The sequence below is a fragment of the Pseudomonas sp. ASL7 genome (assembly GCF_056680375.1).
In genome coordinates this window covers 5,436,881-5,457,500 of the sequence record NZ_CM155279.1, presented here as the reverse complement: position 1 = coordinate 5,457,500, position 20,620 = coordinate 5,436,881, and the positions used below count along the sequence as shown (strand labels likewise).

The following is a 20,620-nucleotide window of genomic DNA, read 5'->3' as shown; positions in this document are numbered from 1 at the left end:
CTTGGCTGGCGGCGTGTTGCGCCAGGCCGGAAACGCAGCTTTAGCCGAGTCGATAGCTTTCTGAATGGTTTCGCGGCTGGCCAATGGCAGCTTGTGAATAACCTGGCCGGTAGACGGGTTGAACACGTCAGCCGTTCGACCGTCTTCGGTCACCAGTTCGCCATTGATCAAATGCGGGATAAGGCTCATGCAGGGCTCCAAAAAGTTGTCCACAGGCGCCCGCTTCGGGACGCCTGCCATATAGAGGGTGTTCTGTAGGAGCGAGCTTGCTCGCGATGGTGTGTCAGTCAAGGCTGATGCCGCTGACAGATCTTCGCGAGCAAGCTCGCTCCTACAGGTTTAGTGTCGATCAGTCGATCTTATTCAGCACTTCGCCGACCGCGTCGAACAGACGATCAAGGTCTTGCGGCTTGCTGTTGAACGTTGGGCCGAACTGCAGGGTGTCGCCGCCAAAGCGGACGTAGAACCCGGCTTTCCACAATGCCATGCCCGCTTCGAACGGACGCACGATTGCATCGCCGTCACGCGGTGCGATCTGGATCGCACCGGCCAGGCCATAGTTACGAATGTCGATGATGTTTTTCGAACCTTTCAGACCGTGCAGCGCATTTTCGAAATGCGGTGCGACTTCAGCCACGCTCTGCACCAGGTTTTCCTTTTGCAGCAGGTCGAGTGCTGCCAGGCCAGCGGCGCAAGCCACCGGGTGCGCGGAGTAGGTATAACCGTGCGGGAATTCCACCGCGTACTCAGGCGTCGCCTGGTTCATGAAGGTCTGGTAGATCTCGGAGCTGGCAATCACCGCGCCCATCGGAATCGCTCCGTTGGTGACTTGCTTGGCGATGCACATCAAATCCGGGGTGACGCCAAAGGTGTCGGCACCGAACATTTTGCCGGTTCGGCCGAAACCGGTGATCACTTCGTCAAATACCAGCAGGATGTTGTGCTGATCGCAGATCTCGCGCAGACGCTTGAGGTAACCCTGTGGCGGAACCAGCACGCCAGCGGAACCGGCGAGCGGCTCAACGAATACGGCGGCGATGTTCGACGCATCGTGCAGTTCGATCAGCTTCAGCAGCTCATCGGCCAAAGCGATACCACCCAACTCCGGCATGCCACGCGAGTAGGCATTGCTCGCCAGCAGTGTGTGCGGCAGGTGATCGACGTCCATCATCGCCTGACCGAACATTTTGCGGTTGCCGTTCACACCACCGAGGCTGGTGCCGGCGATGTTCACACCGTGATAACCACGGGCTCGCCCGATCATTTTGGTCTTGGTCGCCTGTCCTTTCAGACGCCAGTAAGCGCGGACCATCTTCACGGCGGTATCAGCGCACTCGGAGCCCGAGTCGGTGAAGAACACGTGGTTCAGATTGCCCGGCGTCAGGTCAGTGATTTTCTCAGCCAGCTGGAACGACAGCGGGTGGCCGTACTGGAAGCCTGGCGAGTAATCGAGGGTGCCCAATTGCTTGGCGACCGCTTCCTGGATTTCTTTTCGAGTATGGCCAGCGCCGCATGTCCACAAACCGGACAGCGAGTCATACACCTTGCGGCCCTTGTCGTCTATCAGCCAGCTGCCTTCAGCTGCCACGATCAGTCGCGGGTCGCGCTGGAAATTGCGGTTGGCGGTGTAAGGCATCCAGTGAGCATCAAGCTTGAGCTGGCTGGCCAGGGAAGACGGGGCGTTTTCAGGCAAGTTCATGGGCAAAACCTCGCAGGGCGATAAGCGGCGTGGAGATGAAAAGCGTTCTTGCAGCTAAATTGCCACGGGGATAAAGTCGGTGAAATTCAATTTTTCAAACCTTCAGTCAGGTCTTTACTAAACTATGAGCACTCGTCGCCCCGATCCGCTGGCACAAGTCAGTGACTTTGATATCCGCTTGCTGCGGATTTTTCGCAGTGTGGTGGAATGCGGCGGTTTCTCTGCGGCGGAATCGGTGCTGGGCATTGGTCGTTCGGCCATCAGCCAGCAGATGAGCGATCTGGAACAACGCCTCGGCTTGCGCTTATGCCAACGCGGTCGTGCAGGCTTTTCCTTGACGGAGGAAGGTCGCGAGGTTTACCAATCGGCGTTGCAACTATTAAGTGCGCTGGAAAGTTTCCGTACTGAGGTCAACGGTCTGCACCGACACTTGCGCGGCGAATTGACGATCGGCCTGACCGATAACCTGGTCACCCTCCCCCACATGCGCATTACCCACGCGCTGGCCCAATTGAAAGAACGCGGGCCGGATGTGCAGATCCAGATCCGTATGATTGCGCCCAACGAAGTCGAGCAAGGTGTACTCGACGGCCGCCTGCATGTTGGGGTGGTGCCACAGGCCAGCGCATTGTCAGGGCTGGAGTACCAACCGCTCTACAGCGAACGCTCGCTGCTGTATTGCGCAGTCGGTCATCCGTTGTTTTATGTCGACGACAAACAACTGGACGACGAACGCCTCAACAGCCAGGACGCCATTGCGCCGACCTTCCGTTTACCCGCCGAGATTCAGGCCCATTACCAGGCCCTCAACTGCACGGCCAGTGCATCGGACCGTGAAGGCATGGCGTTCTTGATCCTCACCGGACGCTACATCGGTTACTTGCCGGATCACTACGCCAGTCTCTGGGTGCAACAAGGTCGCCTGCGCGCACTGCAACCCAAATCACGCTTCTATGACCTGAGCCTCGCATCCGTCACGCGCAAGGGCCGTCGGCCCCATTTGGTGCTGGAAAGTTTTCTGGAGAGCCTGGCGGCTACACGCTGAAGACTTGTGGGAGCGGGCTTGCTCCGGGCGGCGATCCGACGATGGTCTGTCAGTTGATATCGATGTAGCTGACCCAACTTCGCGAGCAAGCTCGCTCCTACAGGGGAGGTTTTATCGTGTCAGGACTTGTCTGATGTTCAAGGGTGCGCTATCAACGCACTCGCTGCACCCACCTACCTGTTCGGAAGTGCCTATGACCTTTGAAGTCCCCGCTCACGGCGGCAAGCCCGCCAGCCGCATTCGTCAGAAGAACGAAGAGACCATCATCAAAGCCGCCGAAGACGAGTTCGCTCGCCATGGGTTCAAAGGCACAAGCATGAACACCATCGCCCTGAATGCCGGATTGCCGAAAGCGAACCTGCATTATTACTTCACCAACAAACTGGGTTTGTACGTGGCGGTGTTGAGCAACATCATCGAGTTGTGGGACAGCACCTTCAATACCCTGACCGCCGAGGATGATCCGGCCGAAGCGCTGACCCGATACATCCGCGCCAAGATGGAGTTTTCCCGTCGTCAGCCGCAAGCCTCACGGATCTTCGCGATGGAAGTCATCAGCGGCGGCTCATGCCTGACCGAATATTTCAATCAAGATTATCGCGCCTGGTTCCAGGGTCGGGCGGCGGTGTTCCAGGCGTGGATCGACGCCGGGAAAATGGACCCGGTGGACCCGGTAAACCTGATCTTTCTGTTGTGGGGCAGTACCCAGCATTACGCTGATTTCGCCACACAGATCTGCCGTGTCAGCGGGCGCACCAAGTTGACCAAGCAGGACATGGAAGACGCCGGCAACAACCTGATCCGCATCATTCTCAAGGGCTGCGGCCTGACACCTGTTTTCTAAGACTCTTATGCCATTTACCCTCAGCGGTTTTTGCGAATACCGCGAAGAAATTCGCAAAAGCCGTTTCATTACCTTCGCCGCACCGATAGCCAGCCCGGCTGAAGCCCAGGCGTTCATCGAGCAACACAGCGACTTGAATGCCACGCACAATTGCTGGGCCTGGAAGCTCGGCGATCAATACCGCAGCACTGATGATGGCGAACCCGGCGGCACCGCAGGTCGACCGATTCTGGCGGCAATCGACGCGCAGGATTGTGATCAGGTCGTGGTGCTGGTGATTCGCTGGTATGGCGGCATTCAGCTCGGTACCGGCGGCCTGGCCCGAGCGTATGGCGGCGGTGCCAACAAGTGCCTGCAAGCAGCACCGAAGGTTGAACTGATCAGTCGAGTGCCGGTGAGTTGTGCCTGTGGGTTTGGTGAACTGACGCTGGTAAAACTTCGGGTAGCGGAACTGGGCGGGTTGGTGCTCGAAGAAACTTTCACCGCCAACGGCGTTGAACTGCAATTGGCAATTGGCCAAGCGCAGATCGACACGTTGCAATCGCAGCTGGCGGATTTGAGTCGCGGGCGCATTCTGTTACAGCACTAATCGCACCAACAACGCCAACAGCCCTTCTGCCAGACCATGCTACTTGCCCACATCTGCTGTGCACCCGGCTGTGGATAACCTGAGCACATCCGGCTGTAACCCTTCAGTCATGCGGCTTTGCGGGCTTTGTTCATTTTTCGTCCAACTCATTATCGAAAATACTAAATCCACGTAAAAACAATCAGTTAGCTCGGTTTATCACCTTTAGAAGAAAGCCCGACAGCGCTTATGCCCGAGCATGGAGCTTGCGCACAAATACTGTGGAGCAATCTGTGGATAACCCGTTCATGATCGCCGCGGCCCCGTGGCCGGTATGGTTTGCCGTCAACTGATCATTTTTTGACCAACCAAGCACCGACAACAGCGAGCCTGATCAGCGGCTTCTCCCCCAAGTGGTATCTGGTTCTGAATTAAAATTGCAACAATGACTCGGGCAACATTGCCCATTGAATCCGTGATTCTCTTTTATCGAGGAAGCCACTCATGTCTACGGCAAAAACCGCACTTATCATCGGCGCGTCCCGGGGCTTGGGGCTCGGCCTGGTGAAAACCCTGTTGGCCGATGGTTGGCAAGTCACCGCCACCGTGCGCAACCCGCAGAAAGCTGAAGCCTTGCAGTCCTTGGGCAAGGTGCGAATCGAAAAACTCGACATGGATGATCAGCAGGCTGTCATCGCTTTGAGCCAACGGCTCAAAGACGAAGTGTTCGACTTGTTGTTCGTGAATGCCGGGGTCAAGGGGCCGGAGGTTCAAACACCGGGCGGCGCGACACAGGCCGAAGTCGGGCAACTGTTTTTCACCAATGCCGTGGCGCCGATCAATCTGGCTCAGCGCTTTGTCGGGCAGATCCGTCCGGAGACCGGCGTATTGGCGTTCATGAGTTCGGTGCTGGGCAGCGTGACGATGCCGGATGCGCCGGAGCTGGCGTTGTACAAGGCGAGCAAAGCGGCACTGAACTCAATGACCAACAGCTTCGTGACGCAATTGGGCGAGCAGAAACTGACCGTGCTGTCGCTGCATCCGGGTTGGGTTAAAACAGACATGGGGGGCGAAGGTGCGGACATCGATGTGGAAACCAGTACGCGTGGGCTGGTCGATCAGGTGAATGCTTATACCGGCAAGGGTGGGCATTATTTTGTGAATTACAGGGGTGAAACCATTCCCTGGTAGTCGCCTCCCCCTGTAGGAGCGAGCTTGCTCCTACAGGGCCATCCATCGTCTGGTCTGGCCGGGCTTGCCCGCAATGCTTTTTTGTTCGAAACTGGGCACCTCGTCCCCCGCGACGACCCTGGATCAGCAGACAGGGCAATCACTGAGCTGGCTAACCTGAACCCACTTTCAGAGGAGCCGGCCAACATGCCTGCGACCCGTACCTGGTTAAAAAATCCCCTCGCGATCTTCACTTCCAATGGCCTCGATGCCCGTGGCGGCCTGGTGCTGCAAGACGGTTTGATCGTCGAAGTGCTTGCCGCCGGCCAGCAACCGTCCGCGCCCTGTGGACAAGTCTTCGATGCCCGTGAACATGTGATCCTGCCGGGGCTGATCAACACCCATCACCACTTCTACCAAACCCTGACCCGTGCCTGGGCGCCAGTGGTCAATCAGCCATTGTTCCCGTGGCTTAAAACCCTGTACCCGGTCTGGGCGCGCCTCACCCCTGAAAAACTCGCCCTCGCCACCAAAGTCGCGTTGGCCGAGTTGCTGCTGTCCGGTTGCACCACCGCCGCCGATCACCACTATCTGTTCCCGGAAGGCCTGGAAAACGCGATCGACGTGCAAGTCGAGAGCGTCCGCGAACTGGGCATGCGCGCCATGCTGACGCGTGGCTCCATGAGCCTTGGCGAAAAGGACGGTGGCTTGCCGCCGCAACAAACCGTGCAGGAAGGCGAAGTGATCCTCGCTGACAGCCAGCGCTTGATCGCCGAGTACCACGAACGTGGCGATGGCGCGCAAATCCAGATCGCCCTGGCGCCCTGTTCGCCGTTCTCGGTGACGCCGCAAATCATGTCGGCCAGCGCCGAACTGGCAAACAAACTCGACGTGCGCCTGCACACACACCTCGCCGAAACCCTCGACGAAGAAGACTTCTGCCTGCAACGTTTTGGCCTGCGCACCGTCGATTATCTGGACAGTGTCGGCTGGCTCGGCCCACGCACCTGGCTGGCGCACGGCATCCATTTCAACCCGGATGAAATCGCCCGCCTCGGCGCGGCCGGCACCGGCATTTGCCATTGCCCGAGTTCGAACATGCGCCTGGCGTCCGGCATTTGCCCGACGCTGGACCTGACCGACGCTGGCGCGTTGCTGGGGCTTGGTGTGGACGGCTCAGCGTCCAACGATGCGTCGAACATGATGCTGGAAACCCGTCAGGCGCTTTACATCCAACGGTTGCGTTATGGCGCCGAGAAGATCACGCCGCAATTGGTGCTGGGTTGGGCGACCAAGGGCTCGGCGAGTCTGCTGGGGCGTACGGATATTGGCGAACTGGCCGTGGGCAAACAAGCCGACCTGGCGCTGTTCAAGCTCGATGAGCTGCGTTTCTCCGGCAGTCATGATCCGGTTTCGGCGTTGCTGCTGTGCGGCGCGGATCGGGCGGATCGAGTGATGATTGGCGGCAAGTGGCGAGTGATTGATGGCCAGGTTGAAGGGCTGGATCTGAAGGGGTTGATTGCCGATCACAGTCAGGCGGCCAGGCAGCTGATCGCCGGCACCTGATCCCCCACACACCCTGTAGGAGCGAGCTTGCTCGCGATGGTGTGTCAGCTACATCGATATCAACTGACAGACCATCGCGAGCAGGCTCGCTCCCACAAGGGGTTTTGTGGTGCGGTTAGAGGCCGAGCAGCGACAACATGATGAACGTCGCGAACAGCACGAAGTGGGTCATGCCTTCGATGGCGTTGGTTTCGCCATCGTTGAGGTTGATCGCGCTGGCGATCAGGGTGAGGACGATCATCACGGTCTGCACCGGGGTCATTGCCATCTGAAACGGCTGGCCGGTGTAGAGCGCCATCGCTTCCATCATCGGCACCGTCAGGATAACCGTCGACAACGACGCGCCCATGGCGATGTTGACCACCGACTGCATGCGGTTGGCCAGTGCCGCCCGCAACGCAGTGAGGATTTCCGGCGCCGCCGATATCGCCGCCACCAGAATCGCCGTGATGACCGGGGGGGCACCAGTACCTTCCAGGCCCAGATCGAGGGTCTTGGACATCACCTCGGCCAATGCGCCGATCACCACCACGCCAAACACCAACGTCCCGATACTCAGCCCAAGATTGACCGGTTCAGGTGCCTCATCCGGAACCTTCTTGCGACGTTTTTCCGGATAGCTGTAGCTGAAAAAATAGCTGTGCGGCCCAACCTGCATGCGCAGAAACAAAGTGTAGAGCACGACCATCGCGCCGATGGTAAAGCCCGAATAAATCTTCCAGTTCGCTTCCGGGATGAACTCCGGCACCACCATGGAAACCCCAACGGCAGTGAGGATCATGACGCTGTAGCTGCGTGCCGAGTCATCGTTGTAGGACTGTTCGCCATGCTTGATCCCGCCCATCAACGCAGCGAGGCCGAGGATGCCGTTGATGTCGAGCATGACTGCCGAATAGATCGTGTCGCGCACCAGGGTCTTTGATGCCTCGTTGCTCATCATGATCGCCAGAATGAGCACTTCCACCATCACTGCGGCCAGGGTCAGAATCATAGTCCCGTAGGGATCGCCAACTTTTTCGGCGAGCAATTCGGCTTGATGGGCGACGCGCATGGAGGCGGCGACAATAAAGGCGATCAACACCAGCCCGGACGCTAGCGCGACAGGCTGCCCACTGTTGAGCATCCAGTGCTCCAACGGATAAGCGCCGACGGCGGCGATCAGGGCCATCAGCAGAAATTTTTCTTGCTTGAGAACTGTGAGCATTGCTGGCCTTTTTGCCGAGTGGTGCGAAATCAGCGGGGTGAACGACTGACTGCACGGCGACGCTAACGTTTCGATACACCTTAGCGCACCAACGCACGCCAGGGATGAACCGCCTGGTCAGGTTTTACCAATTGTTGCAGCAAGCATCTGTAGAATGCCGTCATTGCACCTGATGAGATTTCAACAATGTACGATTGGCTGAACGCCCTACCCAAGGCAGAACTGCACCTGCATCTGGAGGGCTCGCTGGAGCCTGAGCTGCTGTTCGCCCTGGCCGAACGCAACAAGATCGCCCTGCCGTGGAGCGATGTCGACACCCTGCGCAAGGCTTACGCCTTCAACAACCTGCAAGAGTTTCTCGACCTGTATTACCAGGGCGCCGACGTGTTGCGCACCTCCCAGGATTTCTATGACCTGACCTGGGCATACCTGTTGCGCTGCAAGGCGCAGAATGTGATTCATACCGAACCGTTCTTCGACCCACAGACCCACACCGACCGTGGCGTGCCGTTCGAAGTGGTGCTCAACGGCATCGCCGCCGCGCTGAAGGATGGTGAGCAGCAGCTAGGCATCACTAGCGGTTTGATCCTGAGTTTCCTGCGCCACTTGAGCGAAGAAGAAGCCGAGAAAACCCTCGACCTGGCGCTGCCGTTCCGCGATGCGTTTGTCGCTGTCGGTCTGGACAGCTCCGAGATGGGGCACCCGCCGAGCAAGTTCCAGCGTGTGTTCGACCGTGCCCGTCACGAAGGTTTCCTGACCGTCGCCCACGCCGGCGAAGAAGGCCCGCCCGAGTACATCTGGGAAGCCCTCGACTTGCTGAAAATCCAGCGCATCGACCATGGCGTGCGCGCCATCGAAGACGAACGCTTGATGCAGCGGATCATCGACGAACAAATCCCGTTGACTGTGTGCCCGTTGTCGAACACCAAGCTTTGCGTATTCGATCACATGTCCCAGCACAACATTCTCGACATGCTTGAGCGTGGCGTGAAAGTGACCGTGAACTCGGATGACCCGGCGTACTTCGGCGGTTACGTGACCGAGAACTTCCACGCGCTGTACACCGATCTGGGCATGACTCAGGATCAGGCCAAGCGCCTGGCGCAGAACAGCCTGGATGCGCGGTTGGTGAAACCCTAAGGTCACCGCCAAACCAATGTGGGAGCGAGCCTGCTCGCGAAGGGGGTACATTCAACAATGATGTTGGATGTGAAGGCCCCTTCGCGAGCAGGCTCGCTCCCACAAGGTTATGTGTTGGCCGACGACCATTGCGGTGGGCGCAGCTCCCCCTAAAGCGCCATTTCCAGCTCGGTTTCCTTGGCAAAACGATGGATTTCACGTTGCCCTGAGGCGGTGATTTGCAAGGCTCGCGAATCGTTGGGCAGGCTCAACCAGCCTGACTGCATGAACAACTGCAACAATGCTGCCCCCAATGCCCCTCCCATGTGCGGGCGTCTTTCGCTCCAGTCGGGACACGCGCAAGCGACGCTGCTGTTGCGATGAGCCAACGCCTGGATGAAGACCCCCCGTGTCGCCAACTCCGTCGCGCCCTTGTGCGTGATCATCACCCGCTGATCGAATTGCTCAATCCAGCCCGCATCCAGTAGACGCTGGTACAGATCGGCGGCCAGAGTGCCGCCCAGATGGTCGTCGCACAGTCTGGCGCGCAGTAATGACGAAGGCGCCGTCCGAGGCTTGGCGGTTAGGGTAGATCGCTTGAAAATGTCCGGGACGGCCCGTGGCGTGCTGGCAAGTGTGGCACTGGCCAATGCCTCTATCGCGGCACCGACCTCCGGCGCGGCAAGTCGAAAGAAACGCTTGCGACCGCGGGGTTCGACTTTCAACAGACCTCCGGCGAGCAAGCGCCCCAGGTGTGCACTGGCCGAAGACGGTGACAGACCGGCCAGCAAGGCCAGCTCTTCGGTCTGCCGCGCCAAGCCGTCCATCAAGGCCCACATCATTGCGCTGCGCTTTGGGTCAGCCAGCAATGTGGCGATCTGGCTGATGCAAGGTGCATGTTCCATGTATTCACTCCCTGTTGAATCGTTTCGTCTACTGCTCTCAGACATCTTGACCAGTAATGTGTCATCGGCCAAGACGGGGAAACCGCCATAACCCGGGCAAAGCTATCCACTCACATCGACGGTGCGTACATGAGGCGAGCGCTAGTATAGGCGGGTTAACCGCCGGTTCCTGTCTTCGGAGAACCATTGCAGGTGATAGTTCCTGAGGGAAATTTCTCTATTTGCCTGCGACTAATGATTCGGGCCCGATAACAGTGGATATTGACTACTTAACCGGGCGCATCGACTGGCAAGCATTTCCCGCAAAAGGTTCACCGGCTTACTTAATTGTGCGCGATGGGCGCACAGCAGATTCAGCGGAGCGCGCTCACAGAGCAGCTCCGGCATCAGTACTTTCAATCGGCCTGCCAATACATCGGCACCGACGTCGAGCCAGGATTTGTAAGCGATCCCGGCGCCCGCCACGGCCCACAGACGCACCACATCGGCATCGTCGCTGAAGCGATCACCGCTGACGGTCAGGCTGACCTCGCGCTTGCCGTCGTGAAAATTCCAGTGATCGTGGACCCGACTGCCGAGCATGAACAGCAGGCAATTGTGCTGAGCCAGTTGCTCCAGGTGTCGCGGCTCGCCATGCCGCGCCAGGTAGCTGGGGGCCGCACAGAGCACGCGGCGATTCTGCGGGGCGATGGGCAGCGCCACCAGACTTGAGTCTTCCGGCTCGCCGTAACGCAGGGCAATGTCCACCGGTTGGCGGAACAAGTCGGCAATGCGGTCCCCCAGCAGCAAACGCACCGTGAGTTTCGGGTGCTCACGCTGAAATTCGTCCAGCCACGGCAGCAGCAGGTTACGGCCGAAGTCCGAAGGCGCCGACAACTGCAAAATCCCGCTGACCTGATCCTGACCACTGGCCAATAAACGGCGGCCCTCATCGAGATTGCTCAAGGCCGCCCGGGCGTACTCGAGAAATCCCTCGCCCTCAGCGGTCAGGCGCAGGCTGCGGGTTGAACGCGCGAGCAAACGGGCGCCGAGCTGATGCTCGATACGTTTCAACGCCGCACTGGCCACCGCCGCCGACATGTCCATCACCCGTGCAGCCGCCGACAGACTGCCCAGGTCCGCCGCCCGGACGAACACCTGCAAGTCATCGAAACGCAGCATCTTTAGCCTCGATTATCAAAAAAACATTGAAAGAGCCTGCTCTTTTAGCGGGTTTTATCTTGCCGGGAAATAGCCAATCATTTGCCCCATCGAAATCATCCCGCTCGCGGAGTAGAACCTGGTCCCACCCTTTCCCCGACTTCAAGCGCTTGCGCTCCGTGGCGCGATCCCTTCTTCTATTACTGTTCAGGAACCCACATGAAAGCCATTGCCTACTACGCCTCTTTGCCAATCAGCAACACACAATCCCTGCAAGACATCGAACTGCCTGAACCGGTCGCCGGCCCGCGAGACCTGTTGGTGGAAGTCAAAGCCATCTCGGTCAACCCGGTGGACACCAAGGTCCGTCAGAACGTCCAGCCTGAAGGCGGCAAGGCGAAGGTACTGGGCTGGGACGTAGCAGGCGTGGTCAAGTCTGTCGGCAGTGAAGTGACGCTGTTCAAGGCCGGCGATAAGGTGTTTTACGCCGGCTCCATCGCCCGCGCGGGCGGCAACAGTGAACTGCACGTGGTGGATGAGCGGATCGTTGGGCATATGCCAAAAACCCTGGGTTTCGCCGAAGCCGCTGCCCTGCCGCTGACCGCCATTACCGCGTGGGAACTGCTCTTCGAACGCCTGCAAATACGCGAAGGTAAAACCGATGAAGGCCAGAGCCTGCTGATCGTCGGTGCGGCCGGCGGCGTCGGTTCGATCCTCACGCAACTGGCCAGTCGGTTGACCGGGCTGAAAGTCATCGGCACGGCTTCCCGCCCGCTGACCCAGGGCTGGGTTCGTGAATTGGGGGCAGACCTGGTAATTGATCACAGCCAGCCGTTGAGCGAAGAACTCAAACGCGCCGGTCTTGATCATGTGACCCACGTGGCGAGCCTGACTCAGACCGATCACCATCTGGATCAATTGGTCGAGGCGCTGGCACCGCAAGGCAAACTGGCGCTGATCGATGATCCGAAGGCGCTGGATGTGACCAAGCTCAAACGCAAGAGCCTGTCGCTGCATTGGGAATTCATGTACACCCGCTCGCTGTTCGAAACCGCCGACATGATCGAGCAGCACACACTGCTCAACCGCGTGGCCGAGCTGATCGATGCCGGGACACTGAAAACCACGGTGGGTGAGCATTTCGGCACGATCAACGCAGCGAACCTGCGCCGCGCCCACGCACTGCTGGAAAGCGGCAAGTCCAAGGGCAAGATCGTGCTGGAAGGGTTCTAAAAATCAAAAGATCGCAGGCTTCGCCAGCGCCTACAGGGATTTTTGATGCACACCGATCCTTGTAGGCGCTGGCGCAGGCTGTGAGCTTTTGATCTTCGAACCGTCAGTCCGAGAGTTGACCTATGTCACAATTGCGATCGTATTCGGGTCTACAATCGAGACCTCTGCGATGCAATCTTTTACGAAAGGAGGTCAGCAATGAAGATCCTGATAAAAGAAGTGGCGAAATCTCAGTGGCAGGTCCGCCTGGACGAACATGCTGTGATGTTCCGTAGCGAAGCCGAAGCCCGCGCGTTCACCCGCACACTTGAAGCACGTCTGTACGCCCCTCATCAAATCCCCGACCACCAGCAGCGCGCCGCTGGCTAAGTCTGTTCTCAGACCTGGGCTTTCAGCAGCGCCCGGGCATTTTGCAAACGCCGGGTGAGCATCGCGATGCTCACGACCAGAACCCCGCACAGGCTGATGACCATGGCCATCGGCAGGGCCGTGCCGTCGTACAAAATGCCCACCAGCGAGGCAGCCCCGGCAGCGACGCTGAATTGCAGACAACCGAGCATCGCCGACGCACTGCCGGCGCGGGCGCCCTGCCCGTTCATGGCGCAGGCCGAGGCGTTGGGAAGGATGCACCCGAGGCTGGCGATGCAAATAAACAGCGGAATCAGCAGCGGCCATAACTGCTCGGTATGCAGCGCACTGACCGCCATCAGCGTCAGGCCCGCCCCCAGGTAGACCCACACCGCGCGTGCCAGCAAAAACGCCGGGCCACGCTTGGCCAGCAGTCGTGCGTTGACCTGCGCCACCAGAATAAAGCCCGCCGCGTTCGTGCCGAACAACCAGCCGAAATGCTCGGCCGGCACACCATAGAGTTTGATGAAAATGAACGGCGAACCGGCGATGTAGGAAAACATCCCGGCGATGGCAATGCCCCCCGTCAGGGCATGGCCGAGATACACCCGGTCCGACAACAGGCGACCGTACTGACGCAGCGCACCCGATAACGGTTGACGTGGCAAATGAGCGGGCATGCTTTCCGGCAATCCGAGGGCCACGGCCGACGCCGCCAATGCACTGAAACCGGTCAGCGCCAGGAAGATCGACTGCCAGCCCGTGGTATTAACCAGCAACCCGCCGAGCAACGGCGCGAGAATGGGCGCCAGGCCCATGACCAGCATCAGCTGTGAAAAGACTTTCGCCGCCCCCACCGCATCGCATTTGTCGCTAACGATTGCTCGCGAAATCACCATTCCCGCGCAACCGCCCAGCGCCTGGATAAAACGCGCGCCAATCAGCCATTCGAGATTCGGCGCATAGGCGCAGGCCAGCGAAGCGGCGGTGAACAAGCCGACGCCGGTCAGCAAGGGAATGCGTCGCCCAAAACGATCCGCCACCGGGCCGTAAGCCAGCTGACCAATGGACAAACCCAGGAAATACGCCGCCAGCGTCAATTGAACGTGTTGTTCATCAGTGCCGAACGCCAGCGCCATGGCCGGGAATGCCGGCAGATAGAAATCGATCGCCAGTGGACCAAAAGCGCTCAGGGCGCCGAGTATCAAAATGGTACGGAAGTTCATCGGGCATCCAGTTGGACAGAGGTCAGCATGGCCGACAGTCTAGCCGCGCAAGGACGCCTTGAACATTCCGATAGCTCGCTAACAATTAAAAACCAACTGGCAACCGATGCCTTTCAGCTAAAACACAGAACCTGTGGGAGCGAGCTTGCTCGCGATGGCGGCGGAACATGCAACAGCTCAGTGACTGTTCTACCGCTATCGCGAGCAAGCTCGCTCCCACAGGGATTGTTCTTGGCCTCAGGCAACTTTGGCGTCATAGCCTTCTTCAGTGATCGCGGCGATCACTTGATCAGCGGTCAAACCACTCTCGACGCCGACTTCTTTGGCCGCCAGATCGACCCGCACGCTCGCTGCCGGATCCTTGGTCTGGACCGCCTGAGTGATCGCCTTGACGCAATGACCGCAGGACATGCCTTCAACGTTAAACACTTGCATGGGATGACTCCTTTTATGAGGGTTGCGAGCAGTCTCGAGCTTGCCACTATGGCAAGGTCAAGTTCTTAAATGAACTGCCGGGCTGGTATTCGCCGCCGCGCTCGGCCAAGCTGCGTCCATCAATGACTCGACACCAGGAGATTCAGCCATGCGCTGGTCAGCTCTCAGCCTGTTTGGCTTCCTCAGCCTTTTCGCCGCGTTACCCTCGGCCAATGCCGCTGGGGAGGACTACGGCGTGTTGATCATTTCCCGCGAGCGCCTGGAAGTGTCGACCATCTGCGAAATCGGTGTATACATCCAGGACCAATTGGCGGCGCGGTTGTTCCAGGAACAAAGCACCTCGTTCAACTTGCCGCCGGGGAATGTGTCACTGCGCCTGAAGCTGTTGCCGGGGCAAGCACCGGGTTGCAATCCGGGCATGCTTGCACCGGGTTCGCAGACCATCATGCTCAAGGCCGGTGACGTGCTGAAGTTCCGGATTGCGATGACGCAGGAAGGGATGTACCTCAAACCTGCGGCTCTGGAATATTGATCCGGACCTGATGTGGGAGCGAGCCTGCTCGCGAAAGCGGTGTGTCATTCAGCATTGATCTTGACTGACACACCGCTTTCGCGAGCAGGCTCGCTCCCACAGGTGTTCGACGGCGAATTGAGACATGGCGCTTGACCTTGCCAGCATGGCAAGGTTGATCCTGTAGGCATCTTCTACAGGGAGCGCGACCGATGTCCGAATCCACCACGTTCGATCTGCCGATTGCCGGCATGACCTGCGCCAGTTGCGCCGGGCGTGTCGAGCGCGCTTTGAGCAAAGTCATCGGCGCCACGGCCGTCAGCGTCAACCTCGCCACCGAGCAGGCCCGGGTTCAAGCGCCCAGCGACAGCCTGCCGGCTTTGATGAATGCCGTGCAGCAGGCCGGTTACAGCGTGCCGCAGCAGAGCCTGGAATTGAGCATCGACGGCATGACCTGCGCCTCCTGCGTCGGCCGGGTTGAACGTGCGCTGACCAAGGTACCGGGGGTGAAGACCGTCAGCGTCAACCTCGCCAACGAGCGCGCTCACCTCGAACTGCTCGGCCAGATCGACCCGCAAACCCTGATCGCGGCCGTCACCAAGGCCGGCTACCGCGCCAGTGTCTGGGAAGTCGAACACCGGCAAACCGACGATCAGCAACAGCGCCTGTTCCGTGAGCGCTGGGTCTTGATCATGGCCATCGCCCTCGCCTTGCCATTGGTGCTGCCGATGCTGCTGCAACCCTTCGGCGTGCACTGGATGCTCCCGGCCTGGGCGCAATTCGCCTTGGCCACGCCGGTGCAATTTATCTTCGGTGCGCGTTTTTATGTCGCGGCCTGGAAAGCGGTCCGCGCCGGTGCCGGTAACATGGATTTGCTGGTCGCCCTGGGCACCAGCGCCGGGTATGGCTTGAGTCTTTTCGAATGGGCCACTGCTGCCGGGCACATGCCGCACCTGTATTTCGAAGCTTCGGCGGTGGTCATCGCCCTCGTGCTGCTGGGCAAATACCTGGAAAGCCGCGCCAAACGCCAGACCGCCAGCGCCATTCGGGCGCTCGAAGCCTTGCGCCCGGAACGGGCGATTCAGGTGATTGAAGGCCGCGAGCAAGACGTTGCCATCAGCGCATTGCGCCTTGATGATCTGGTCATGGTCAAACCCGGTGAACGCTTCCCGGTGGATGGCGAAGTGGTCGAAGGTCAGAGCTATGCCGACGAAGCGCTGATCAGCGGCGAAAGCTTGCCCGTACCCAAACAACCGGGTGACAGGGTCACCGGCGGCGCGATCAATGGGGAAGGTCGGCTGTTGGTCCGCACCCAGGCGCTTGGCGCGGAAACGGTGCTGGCGCGGATCATCCGATTGGTGGAAGACGCCCAGGCTGCCAAGGCACCGATCCAGAAACTGGTGGATAAAGTCAGCCAGGTATTTGTGCCTGTGGTTTTGCTGTTGGCATTGGCGACTTTGATCGGTTGGTGGCTGTATGGCGCCCCCATCGAAACGGCGTTGATCAACGCCGTCGCCGTATTGGTGATCGCCTGCCCTTGCGCCCTCGGGTTGGCCACGCCAACAGCGATCATGGCCGGCACCGGTGTGGCAGCGCGTTACGGCATTCTGATCAAGGATGCCGAAGCACTTGAACGTGCCCATGAAGTCAGTGCGGTGGTCTTCGACAAAACCGGCACGCTGACCTCGGGTGCGCCGCGAATTGTGCATTTGAGTGCTATCGGCGGTGATGAAACCGCCCTGCTGCAAAGGGCCGGCGCCCTGCAGCGCGGCAGTGAGCATCCGCTGGCCAAGGCGGTTCTGGACGCGTGCACCGAACGCGGCGTGAGCGTGGAGAGTGTCACGAACAGCCAGTCCCTGACCGGACGCGGCATTGCCGGCAGTCTTGAGGGGCGGCGTTTGGCGCTGGGCAATCGGCGCCTCCTGGAAGAGAGTGGTTTGATTGCAGGTCAATGGGCTGACTCCGCCACCGCATGGGAAGCCGAAGGCCGGACCCTGTCCTGGCTGATCGAGCAAAGCCCCGAACCGCAAGTGCTGGGCCTGTTCGCGTTCGGCGACACGCTCAAACCCGGTGCGCTGCAAGCGGTGCAACAACTGCGCGCACGCAACATCAGCAGCCACTTGCTCACCGGCGACAATCGCGGCAGTGCCAACGTGGTTGCCAATGCGCTGGGCATCACCGATGTGTACGCCGAAGTGCTGCCGGCCGACAAAGCCGCCACTGTCGCCGACCTGAAGAAAACCGGCGTGGTGGCGATGGTCGGCGACGGCATCAACGACGCTCCGGCCCTAGCCGCCGCCGACATCGGCATCGCCATGGGCGGCGGCACCGACGTCGCCATGCACGCGGCCGGAATCACTTTAATGCGCGGTGATCCACGGCTGGCGCCGGCGGCGCTGGACATCAGCCGCAAAACCTACGCGAAGATTCGTCAGAATCTGTTCTGGGCCTTCGTCTATAACCTGATCGGCATTCCGCTGGCAGCCTTCGGTTTTCTCAACCCGGTGCTGGCCGGCGCTGCCATGGCCTTGTCGAGCGTCAGCGTGGTCAGCAATGCGCTACTGTTGAAGACCTGGAAACCCAAGGATCTGGAGGACAACCGATGAACATCGGCCAAGCGGCCCGCGAGAGCGGCCTCAGCGCGAAGATGATCCGTTATTACGAGTCCATCGGCTTGCTCAAGGCCGCCCATCGCACCGACAGCGGCTATCGGGTATACGGCGCCGACGACTTGCACACCCTGGCGTTTATCAAGCGCTCCCGGGACCTGGGGTTTTCGCTGGAAGAGGTCGCCAAACTGCTGACCCTCTGGCAAGACCGTCAACGGGCCAGCGCGGACGTAAAGGCCCTGGCCCGTCAGCACATCGATGAGTTGAACCAGAAAATCCGCGAACTGGGCCAGTTGCGCGACACCCTGCAAGACCTGGTCGAACATTGCCAGGGCGACCACCGCCCGGACTGCCCGATTCTCAAAAACCTTGAGTCGGGCTGCTGCGCTGAACCGGTTTCTACCTGACCCTGTAGGAGCGAGCTTGCTCGCGATGGTCGTCAACGATAACGCCGCAAGCCTGACACCCCGCAGCGCTCTCAGGTTCATCGCGAGCAAGCTCGCTCCTACAGGATTCGGGACAGCCACGTACAAAAAACCCGGCCGAAGCCGGGTTTGTCTTTAACCAATCACTGCATCCACGGCGGAGGCGGTTCTTCGGTTTTGTTCGGTGGCGCATCATCCGCCGCCCGAACGGCTTGCTTGCGCTCTTCATCAAGGCGCGCGGCCTCGATCTCGCGCATGATCCCGCCAACGTCGGCCAACTCTTCCGGCTCGTCGAACTCGCCGGTCAGCACGCTGGCCGGGTGCAAGGTGCCGGCTTCGTACAAGGCCCACATTTCCTTGGCGTACTTGGTCTTTTTCAACTCCGGGGCAAAGCGCCCGAAGTAGGAGGCCATGTTGCCCACGTCCCGCTCCAGCATGTTGAACGCGTGGTTGTTGCCCGCCGCATCCACTGCCTGCGGCAAGTCGATGATGACCGGGCCGTCCGGGGTCAACAGCACGTTGAACTCCGACAGGTCACCGTGCACCAGGCCGGTACACAACATCAGCACGATCTGCGAAATCAGGAACGCGTGATATTCGCGCGCCTGGTCCGGCTCCAGCACCACGTCGTTCAGACGCGGCGCGGCATCGCCGTATTCATCGGCCACCAGTTCCATCAGCAGTACGCCTTCGAGGAAGTCATACGGCTTGGGTACCCGCACACCGGCACCGGCCAAACGGAACAGAGCCGCCACTTCGGCGTTCTGCCAGGCGTCTTCGGTTTCTTTCTTGCCGAACTTGGAGCCCTTGGCCATCGCCCGAGCCTGACGGCTGTTGCGCACCTTGCGGCCTTCCTGATACTCGGCCGCCTGCCGGAAACTGCGTTTATTCGCCTCCTTGTAGACCTTCGCGCAACGTAACTCGTTGCCGCAGCGCACCACATAAACAGCTGCTTCTTTACCACTCATGAGTGGGCGCAGCACCTCGTCGACCAGACCGTCCTCGATCAGGGGTTCAATGCGTTTTGGAGTCTTCATCAGCTTTTATTGTGGGTCCTTTATTACCAAACACGCGAAAGTCATTCGTTATACGGCAATCCTCTCATTCGGGGGAGGGGTTGCCGACCTATGAACGTCGGGAAGCACACAATATGCCGAATTAATCGGTCAACTGCCGCCGGTCGTCATCGACCGTCCAAGATCATAGCTGAGCCTGCGTCACTTGTTGACGACGGGTTATGCAGGCATTTGCGATAGCAACTGACACCCTAATTCATACCCTTCGTAGGATATTTCTCAATTGGCCTCAATTTTCGCCGCCGCCTGCCGAAGTCCTCAATGACAAACTGATTTGTCCGACAATCGTCCCGACAGCAATAGCGATGGCGCACCAAGGACTCCGGTGATCACAAACGTTTATGGCAGCCAATAATCCGCGAGTCATCTGCACTGCGTGGGCCTACAACAAAAATCTGGAGCGCGGATGAACATCAAACAGAAGTTGACGTGGGCGTTTGCAATTATCGCCTGCTTACCGGTGGTGCTGGTTGCCACCCTCGTTGTGCTGAACTTGCGCAGCGATGCCAAGGACGGTTTCGTCGACGGCAGTGGCCGCGAGATCCGGCAGGTCAGCAATGCCATGCAGCTGTTTTTCGATGGCATTAGCCAAAACGTCGATTACCTGGCGAGCCAACCGCTGATCAAGAACTCCGACGACAGCCTCAAAACCTACATGGCTGCCAACGCCGAGAGCATTCCTCAGGGCGAGATGGACAAAAAGGTTTTCACCCTCCTGCAGGACCTGGGTAAGAGCCACCCGTCCTATGCCTATGCCATTCTCGGCACTGCAGCGGGCGGTTATGTGTCCTGGCCGGACGATGCCAAGCTCAGCAACTACGATCCGCGCCAGCGTCCCTGGTACAAGGCGGCCCAGGCCAAACCGGGCAAACCATTCCGCACCGAGGCCTATTACTGGGCCCAGGATGACGCGACCTACGTCAGCACCGTGCGCACCATCGACAACAAGTTGGGCACCAATGGCGGCGTGGTCAGCATCGACGTGACGCTCAAGCAGCTCACCGAGATCGTCAAACAGATCAAGCTCGGTGAAACCGGCTACCTGATGCTGATGGAAAACACCGGCACCGTGCTGGTGGACCCGAAGCAACCGGAACACAACTTCAAAGCAATGAGCAGCCTCGGCGAGGGCTATGCGCAACTGGCCAAGGCCGGAAAAGGGTTGGTGGAAGTCGAGCTGAACGGCGAGCGTTACATGGCCAACGTCTGGCCGTCGGAGCAACTGGGCTGGACCTTCATTGGCCTGATCAAACAGACCGACGTGATGAGCTCGGCCACTCAACTGACCTGGCTGATCGCAATCATCGCCGCCGTGCTGGCCGTGTTGTTTGCCATCGTCGGCGCCAGCTTCGCCAACTTCATCGTGCAGCCGATCCGCAGCGTGGCCAGTGGCCTGGAAGGCATTGCCCAAGGCGAAGGCGACCTGACCAAGAACCTGCAAATCCGTGGCAGCGACGAAACCGCACAATTGGCCAACTGGTTCAATCAGTTCCTGGC

Annotated in this window: 19 protein-coding genes and 1 pseudogene (1 of these 20 only partly in view); 12 read left to right on the top strand and 8 right to left on the bottom strand. The window is 59.4% G+C overall.

From position 1 onward, the window contains the following. Positions 1-189, bottom strand: partial view of a CoA-acylating methylmalonate-semialdehyde dehydrogenase gene (locus tag AC1MDT_RS25195; protein ID WP_480419454.1) — the beginning only. The gene continues 1,305 nt to the left of window position 1, outside the view; the window shows 189 of its 1,494 coding nt (coding positions 1-189); it begins with the start codon at positions 187-189; the stop codon falls past the left edge of the window. Positions 190-349: 160 nt separating this feature from the next. After that, positions 350-1,699 (bottom strand): omega-aminotransferase AptA, encoded by a 1,350-nt coding sequence (gene aptA / locus AC1MDT_RS25190; RefSeq protein ID WP_480419453.1) that lies wholly within the window; start codon positions 1,697-1,699, stop codon positions 350-352. 124 nt (positions 1,700-1,823) lie between these two features. Between aptA and AC1MDT_RS25185 the strand changes: the two genes are divergently transcribed. The 5 genes from AC1MDT_RS25185 (at position 1,824) to AC1MDT_RS25165 (ending at position 6,892) form a co-directional block, all read left to right on the top strand. Next, positions 1,824-2,744 (top strand): LysR family transcriptional regulator, encoded by a 921-nt coding sequence (locus tag AC1MDT_RS25185; protein WP_480419452.1) that lies wholly within the window; start codon positions 1,824-1,826, stop codon positions 2,742-2,744. 193 nt (positions 2,745-2,937) lie between these two features. Continuing rightward, a complete protein-coding gene (locus AC1MDT_RS25180; RefSeq protein ID WP_480419451.1) occupies positions 2,938-3,588 on the top strand; it encodes a TetR/AcrR family transcriptional regulator in 651 nt (216 codons plus the stop codon). Positions 3,589-3,595: 7 nt separating this feature from the next. After that, positions 3,596-4,177, top strand: a complete 582-nt coding sequence (locus AC1MDT_RS25175; RefSeq protein ID WP_480419450.1) for an IMPACT family protein — start codon at positions 3,596-3,598, stop codon at positions 4,175-4,177. Positions 4,178-4,660: 483 nt separating this feature from the next. Beyond that, complete coding sequence (locus tag AC1MDT_RS25170; protein ID WP_480419449.1) at positions 4,661-5,347, top strand: SDR family oxidoreductase; 687 nt, start codon at positions 4,661-4,663, stop codon at positions 5,345-5,347. A 186-nt stretch (positions 5,348-5,533) separates the two neighbouring features. Beyond that, a complete protein-coding gene (locus tag AC1MDT_RS25165) occupies positions 5,534-6,892 on the top strand; it encodes an 8-oxoguanine deaminase (RefSeq protein WP_480419448.1) in 1,359 nt (452 codons plus the stop codon). A gap of 115 nt (positions 6,893-7,007) precedes the next feature. Here the strand turns inward: AC1MDT_RS25165 and AC1MDT_RS25160 are convergent, their stop codons facing one another. Further along, positions 7,008-8,096, bottom strand: a complete 1,089-nt coding sequence (locus AC1MDT_RS25160; protein ID WP_480419447.1) for a calcium:cation antiporter — start codon at positions 8,094-8,096, stop codon at positions 7,008-7,010. A gap of 186 nt (positions 8,097-8,282) precedes the next feature. Between AC1MDT_RS25160 and AC1MDT_RS25155 the strand changes: the two genes are divergently transcribed. Further along, on the top strand, positions 8,283-9,236 hold the full coding sequence (locus AC1MDT_RS25155) for an adenosine deaminase (protein WP_480419446.1): 954 nt from the start codon (positions 8,283-8,285) through the stop codon (positions 9,234-9,236). Between the two features lie 149 nt (positions 9,237-9,385). On the opposite strand, the gene AC1MDT_RS25150 is transcribed toward AC1MDT_RS25155, so the two are convergent. Together AC1MDT_RS25150 and AC1MDT_RS25145 are read right to left on the bottom strand one after the other, a co-directional pair. Further along, positions 9,386-10,120 (bottom strand): ArsR/SmtB family transcription factor, encoded by a 735-nt coding sequence (locus AC1MDT_RS25150; protein WP_480419445.1) that lies wholly within the window; start codon positions 10,118-10,120, stop codon positions 9,386-9,388. A gap of 231 nt (positions 10,121-10,351) precedes the next feature. Further along, positions 10,352-11,281, bottom strand: a complete 930-nt coding sequence (locus AC1MDT_RS25145; RefSeq protein WP_480419444.1) for a LysR family transcriptional regulator — start codon at positions 11,279-11,281, stop codon at positions 10,352-10,354. Between the two features lie 198 nt (positions 11,282-11,479). On the opposite strand from AC1MDT_RS25145, the gene AC1MDT_RS25140 reads away from it, so the two are divergent. Both AC1MDT_RS25140 and AC1MDT_RS25135 read left to right on the top strand, forming a co-directional pair. Then, positions 11,480-12,493, top strand: coding sequence for a zinc-binding alcohol dehydrogenase family protein (locus tag AC1MDT_RS25140; protein ID WP_480419443.1), 1,014 nt, complete (start codon positions 11,480-11,482; stop codon positions 12,491-12,493). 198 nt (positions 12,494-12,691) lie between these two features. Then, positions 12,692-12,862 carry a hypothetical protein gene (locus AC1MDT_RS25135; RefSeq protein ID WP_480419442.1) on the top strand — a complete coding sequence of 57 codons (171 nt, stop codon included), beginning with the start codon at positions 12,692-12,694 and terminating at the stop codon, positions 12,860-12,862. 8 nt (positions 12,863-12,870) lie between these two features. On the opposite strand, the gene AC1MDT_RS25130 is transcribed toward AC1MDT_RS25135, so the two are convergent. Both AC1MDT_RS25130 and AC1MDT_RS25125 read right to left on the bottom strand, forming a co-directional pair. After that, a complete protein-coding gene (locus AC1MDT_RS25130; RefSeq protein WP_480419441.1) occupies positions 12,871-14,067 on the bottom strand; it encodes a multidrug effflux MFS transporter in 1,197 nt (398 codons plus the stop codon). A 237-nt stretch (positions 14,068-14,304) separates the two neighbouring features. Then, on the bottom strand, positions 14,305-14,502 hold the full coding sequence (locus AC1MDT_RS25125) for a heavy-metal-associated domain-containing protein (RefSeq protein WP_480419440.1): 198 nt from the start codon (positions 14,500-14,502) through the stop codon (positions 14,305-14,307). A 148-nt stretch (positions 14,503-14,650) separates the two neighbouring features. On the opposite strand from AC1MDT_RS25125, the gene AC1MDT_RS25120 reads away from it, so the two are divergent. The 3 genes from AC1MDT_RS25120 (at position 14,651) to cueR (ending at position 18,029) form a co-directional block, all read left to right on the top strand. Beyond that, entirely contained in the window at positions 14,651-15,034 is a 384-nt protein-coding gene (locus AC1MDT_RS25120) for a hypothetical protein (RefSeq protein WP_480419439.1), read from the top strand. 191 nt (positions 15,035-15,225) lie between these two features. Next, positions 15,226-17,619, top strand: a complete 2,394-nt coding sequence (locus AC1MDT_RS25115; RefSeq protein WP_480419438.1) for a heavy metal translocating P-type ATPase — start codon at positions 15,226-15,228, stop codon at positions 17,617-17,619. Beyond that, positions 17,616-18,029 (top strand): Cu(I)-responsive transcriptional regulator, encoded by a 414-nt coding sequence (gene cueR / locus AC1MDT_RS25110; protein ID WP_480419437.1) that lies wholly within the window; start codon positions 17,616-17,618, stop codon positions 18,027-18,029. The genes AC1MDT_RS25115 and cueR overlap by 4 nt, the downstream gene beginning before the upstream one ends. A gap of 161 nt (positions 18,030-18,190) precedes the next feature. Here cueR and AC1MDT_RS25105 read toward each other — a convergent pair whose 3' ends face one another. Then, the gene (locus tag AC1MDT_RS25105) at positions 18,191-19,084 is read right to left on the bottom strand and encodes a PA4780 family RIO1-like protein kinase (protein ID WP_201115026.1); all 894 of its coding nucleotides are present in this window, start codon (positions 19,082-19,084) and stop codon (positions 18,191-18,193) included. Between the two features lie 445 nt (positions 19,085-19,529). Here AC1MDT_RS25105 and AC1MDT_RS25100 point away from each other — a divergent pair. Beyond that, a pseudogene (locus tag AC1MDT_RS25100) lies at positions 19,530-20,618 on the top strand (cache domain-containing protein); the annotation flags it as partial. Between the last annotated feature and the right edge of the window lie 2 nt (positions 20,619-20,620).

Excerpts from the sequence above, each read along its gene's own strand:
- aptA (WP_480419453.1), bottom strand. The coding sequence starts at position 1,699 with ATGAACTTGCCTGAAAACGCCCCGTCTTCCCTGGCCAGCCAGCTCAAG.
- AC1MDT_RS25185 (WP_480419452.1), top strand. The coding sequence starts at position 1,824 with ATGAGCACTCGTCGCCCCGATCCGCTGGCACAAGTCAGTGACTTTGAT.
- AC1MDT_RS25180 (WP_480419451.1), top strand. The coding sequence starts at position 2,938 with ATGACCTTTGAAGTCCCCGCTCACGGCGGCAAGCCCGCCAGCCGCATT.
- AC1MDT_RS25175 (WP_480419450.1), top strand. The coding sequence starts at position 3,596 with ATGCCATTTACCCTCAGCGGTTTTTGCGAATACCGCGAAGAAATTCGC.
- AC1MDT_RS25170 (WP_480419449.1), top strand. The coding sequence starts at position 4,661 with ATGTCTACGGCAAAAACCGCACTTATCATCGGCGCGTCCCGGGGCTTG.
- AC1MDT_RS25165 (WP_480419448.1), top strand. The coding sequence starts at position 5,534 with ATGCCTGCGACCCGTACCTGGTTAAAAAATCCCCTCGCGATCTTCACT.
- AC1MDT_RS25160 (WP_480419447.1), bottom strand. The coding sequence starts at position 8,096 with ATGCTCACAGTTCTCAAGCAAGAAAAATTTCTGCTGATGGCCCTGATC.
- AC1MDT_RS25155 (WP_480419446.1), top strand. The coding sequence starts at position 8,283 with ATGTACGATTGGCTGAACGCCCTACCCAAGGCAGAACTGCACCTGCAT.
- AC1MDT_RS25150 (WP_480419445.1), bottom strand. The coding sequence starts at position 10,120 with ATGGAACATGCACCTTGCATCAGCCAGATCGCCACATTGCTGGCTGAC.
- AC1MDT_RS25145 (WP_480419444.1), bottom strand. The coding sequence starts at position 11,281 with ATGCTGCGTTTCGATGACTTGCAGGTGTTCGTCCGGGCGGCGGACCTG.
- AC1MDT_RS25140 (WP_480419443.1), top strand. The coding sequence starts at position 11,480 with ATGAAAGCCATTGCCTACTACGCCTCTTTGCCAATCAGCAACACACAA.
- AC1MDT_RS25135 (WP_480419442.1), top strand. The coding sequence starts at position 12,692 with ATGAAGATCCTGATAAAAGAAGTGGCGAAATCTCAGTGGCAGGTCCGC.
- AC1MDT_RS25130 (WP_480419441.1), bottom strand. The coding sequence starts at position 14,067 with ATGAACTTCCGTACCATTTTGATACTCGGCGCCCTGAGCGCTTTTGGT.
- AC1MDT_RS25125 (WP_480419440.1), bottom strand. The coding sequence starts at position 14,502 with ATGCAAGTGTTTAACGTTGAAGGCATGTCCTGCGGTCATTGCGTCAAG.
- AC1MDT_RS25120 (WP_480419439.1), top strand. The coding sequence starts at position 14,651 with ATGCGCTGGTCAGCTCTCAGCCTGTTTGGCTTCCTCAGCCTTTTCGCC.
- AC1MDT_RS25115 (WP_480419438.1), top strand. The coding sequence starts at position 15,226 with ATGTCCGAATCCACCACGTTCGATCTGCCGATTGCCGGCATGACCTGC.
- cueR (WP_480419437.1), top strand. The coding sequence starts at position 17,616 with ATGAACATCGGCCAAGCGGCCCGCGAGAGCGGCCTCAGCGCGAAGATG.
- AC1MDT_RS25105 (WP_201115026.1), bottom strand. The coding sequence starts at position 19,084 with ATGAAGACTCCAAAACGCATTGAACCCCTGATCGAGGACGGTCTGGTC.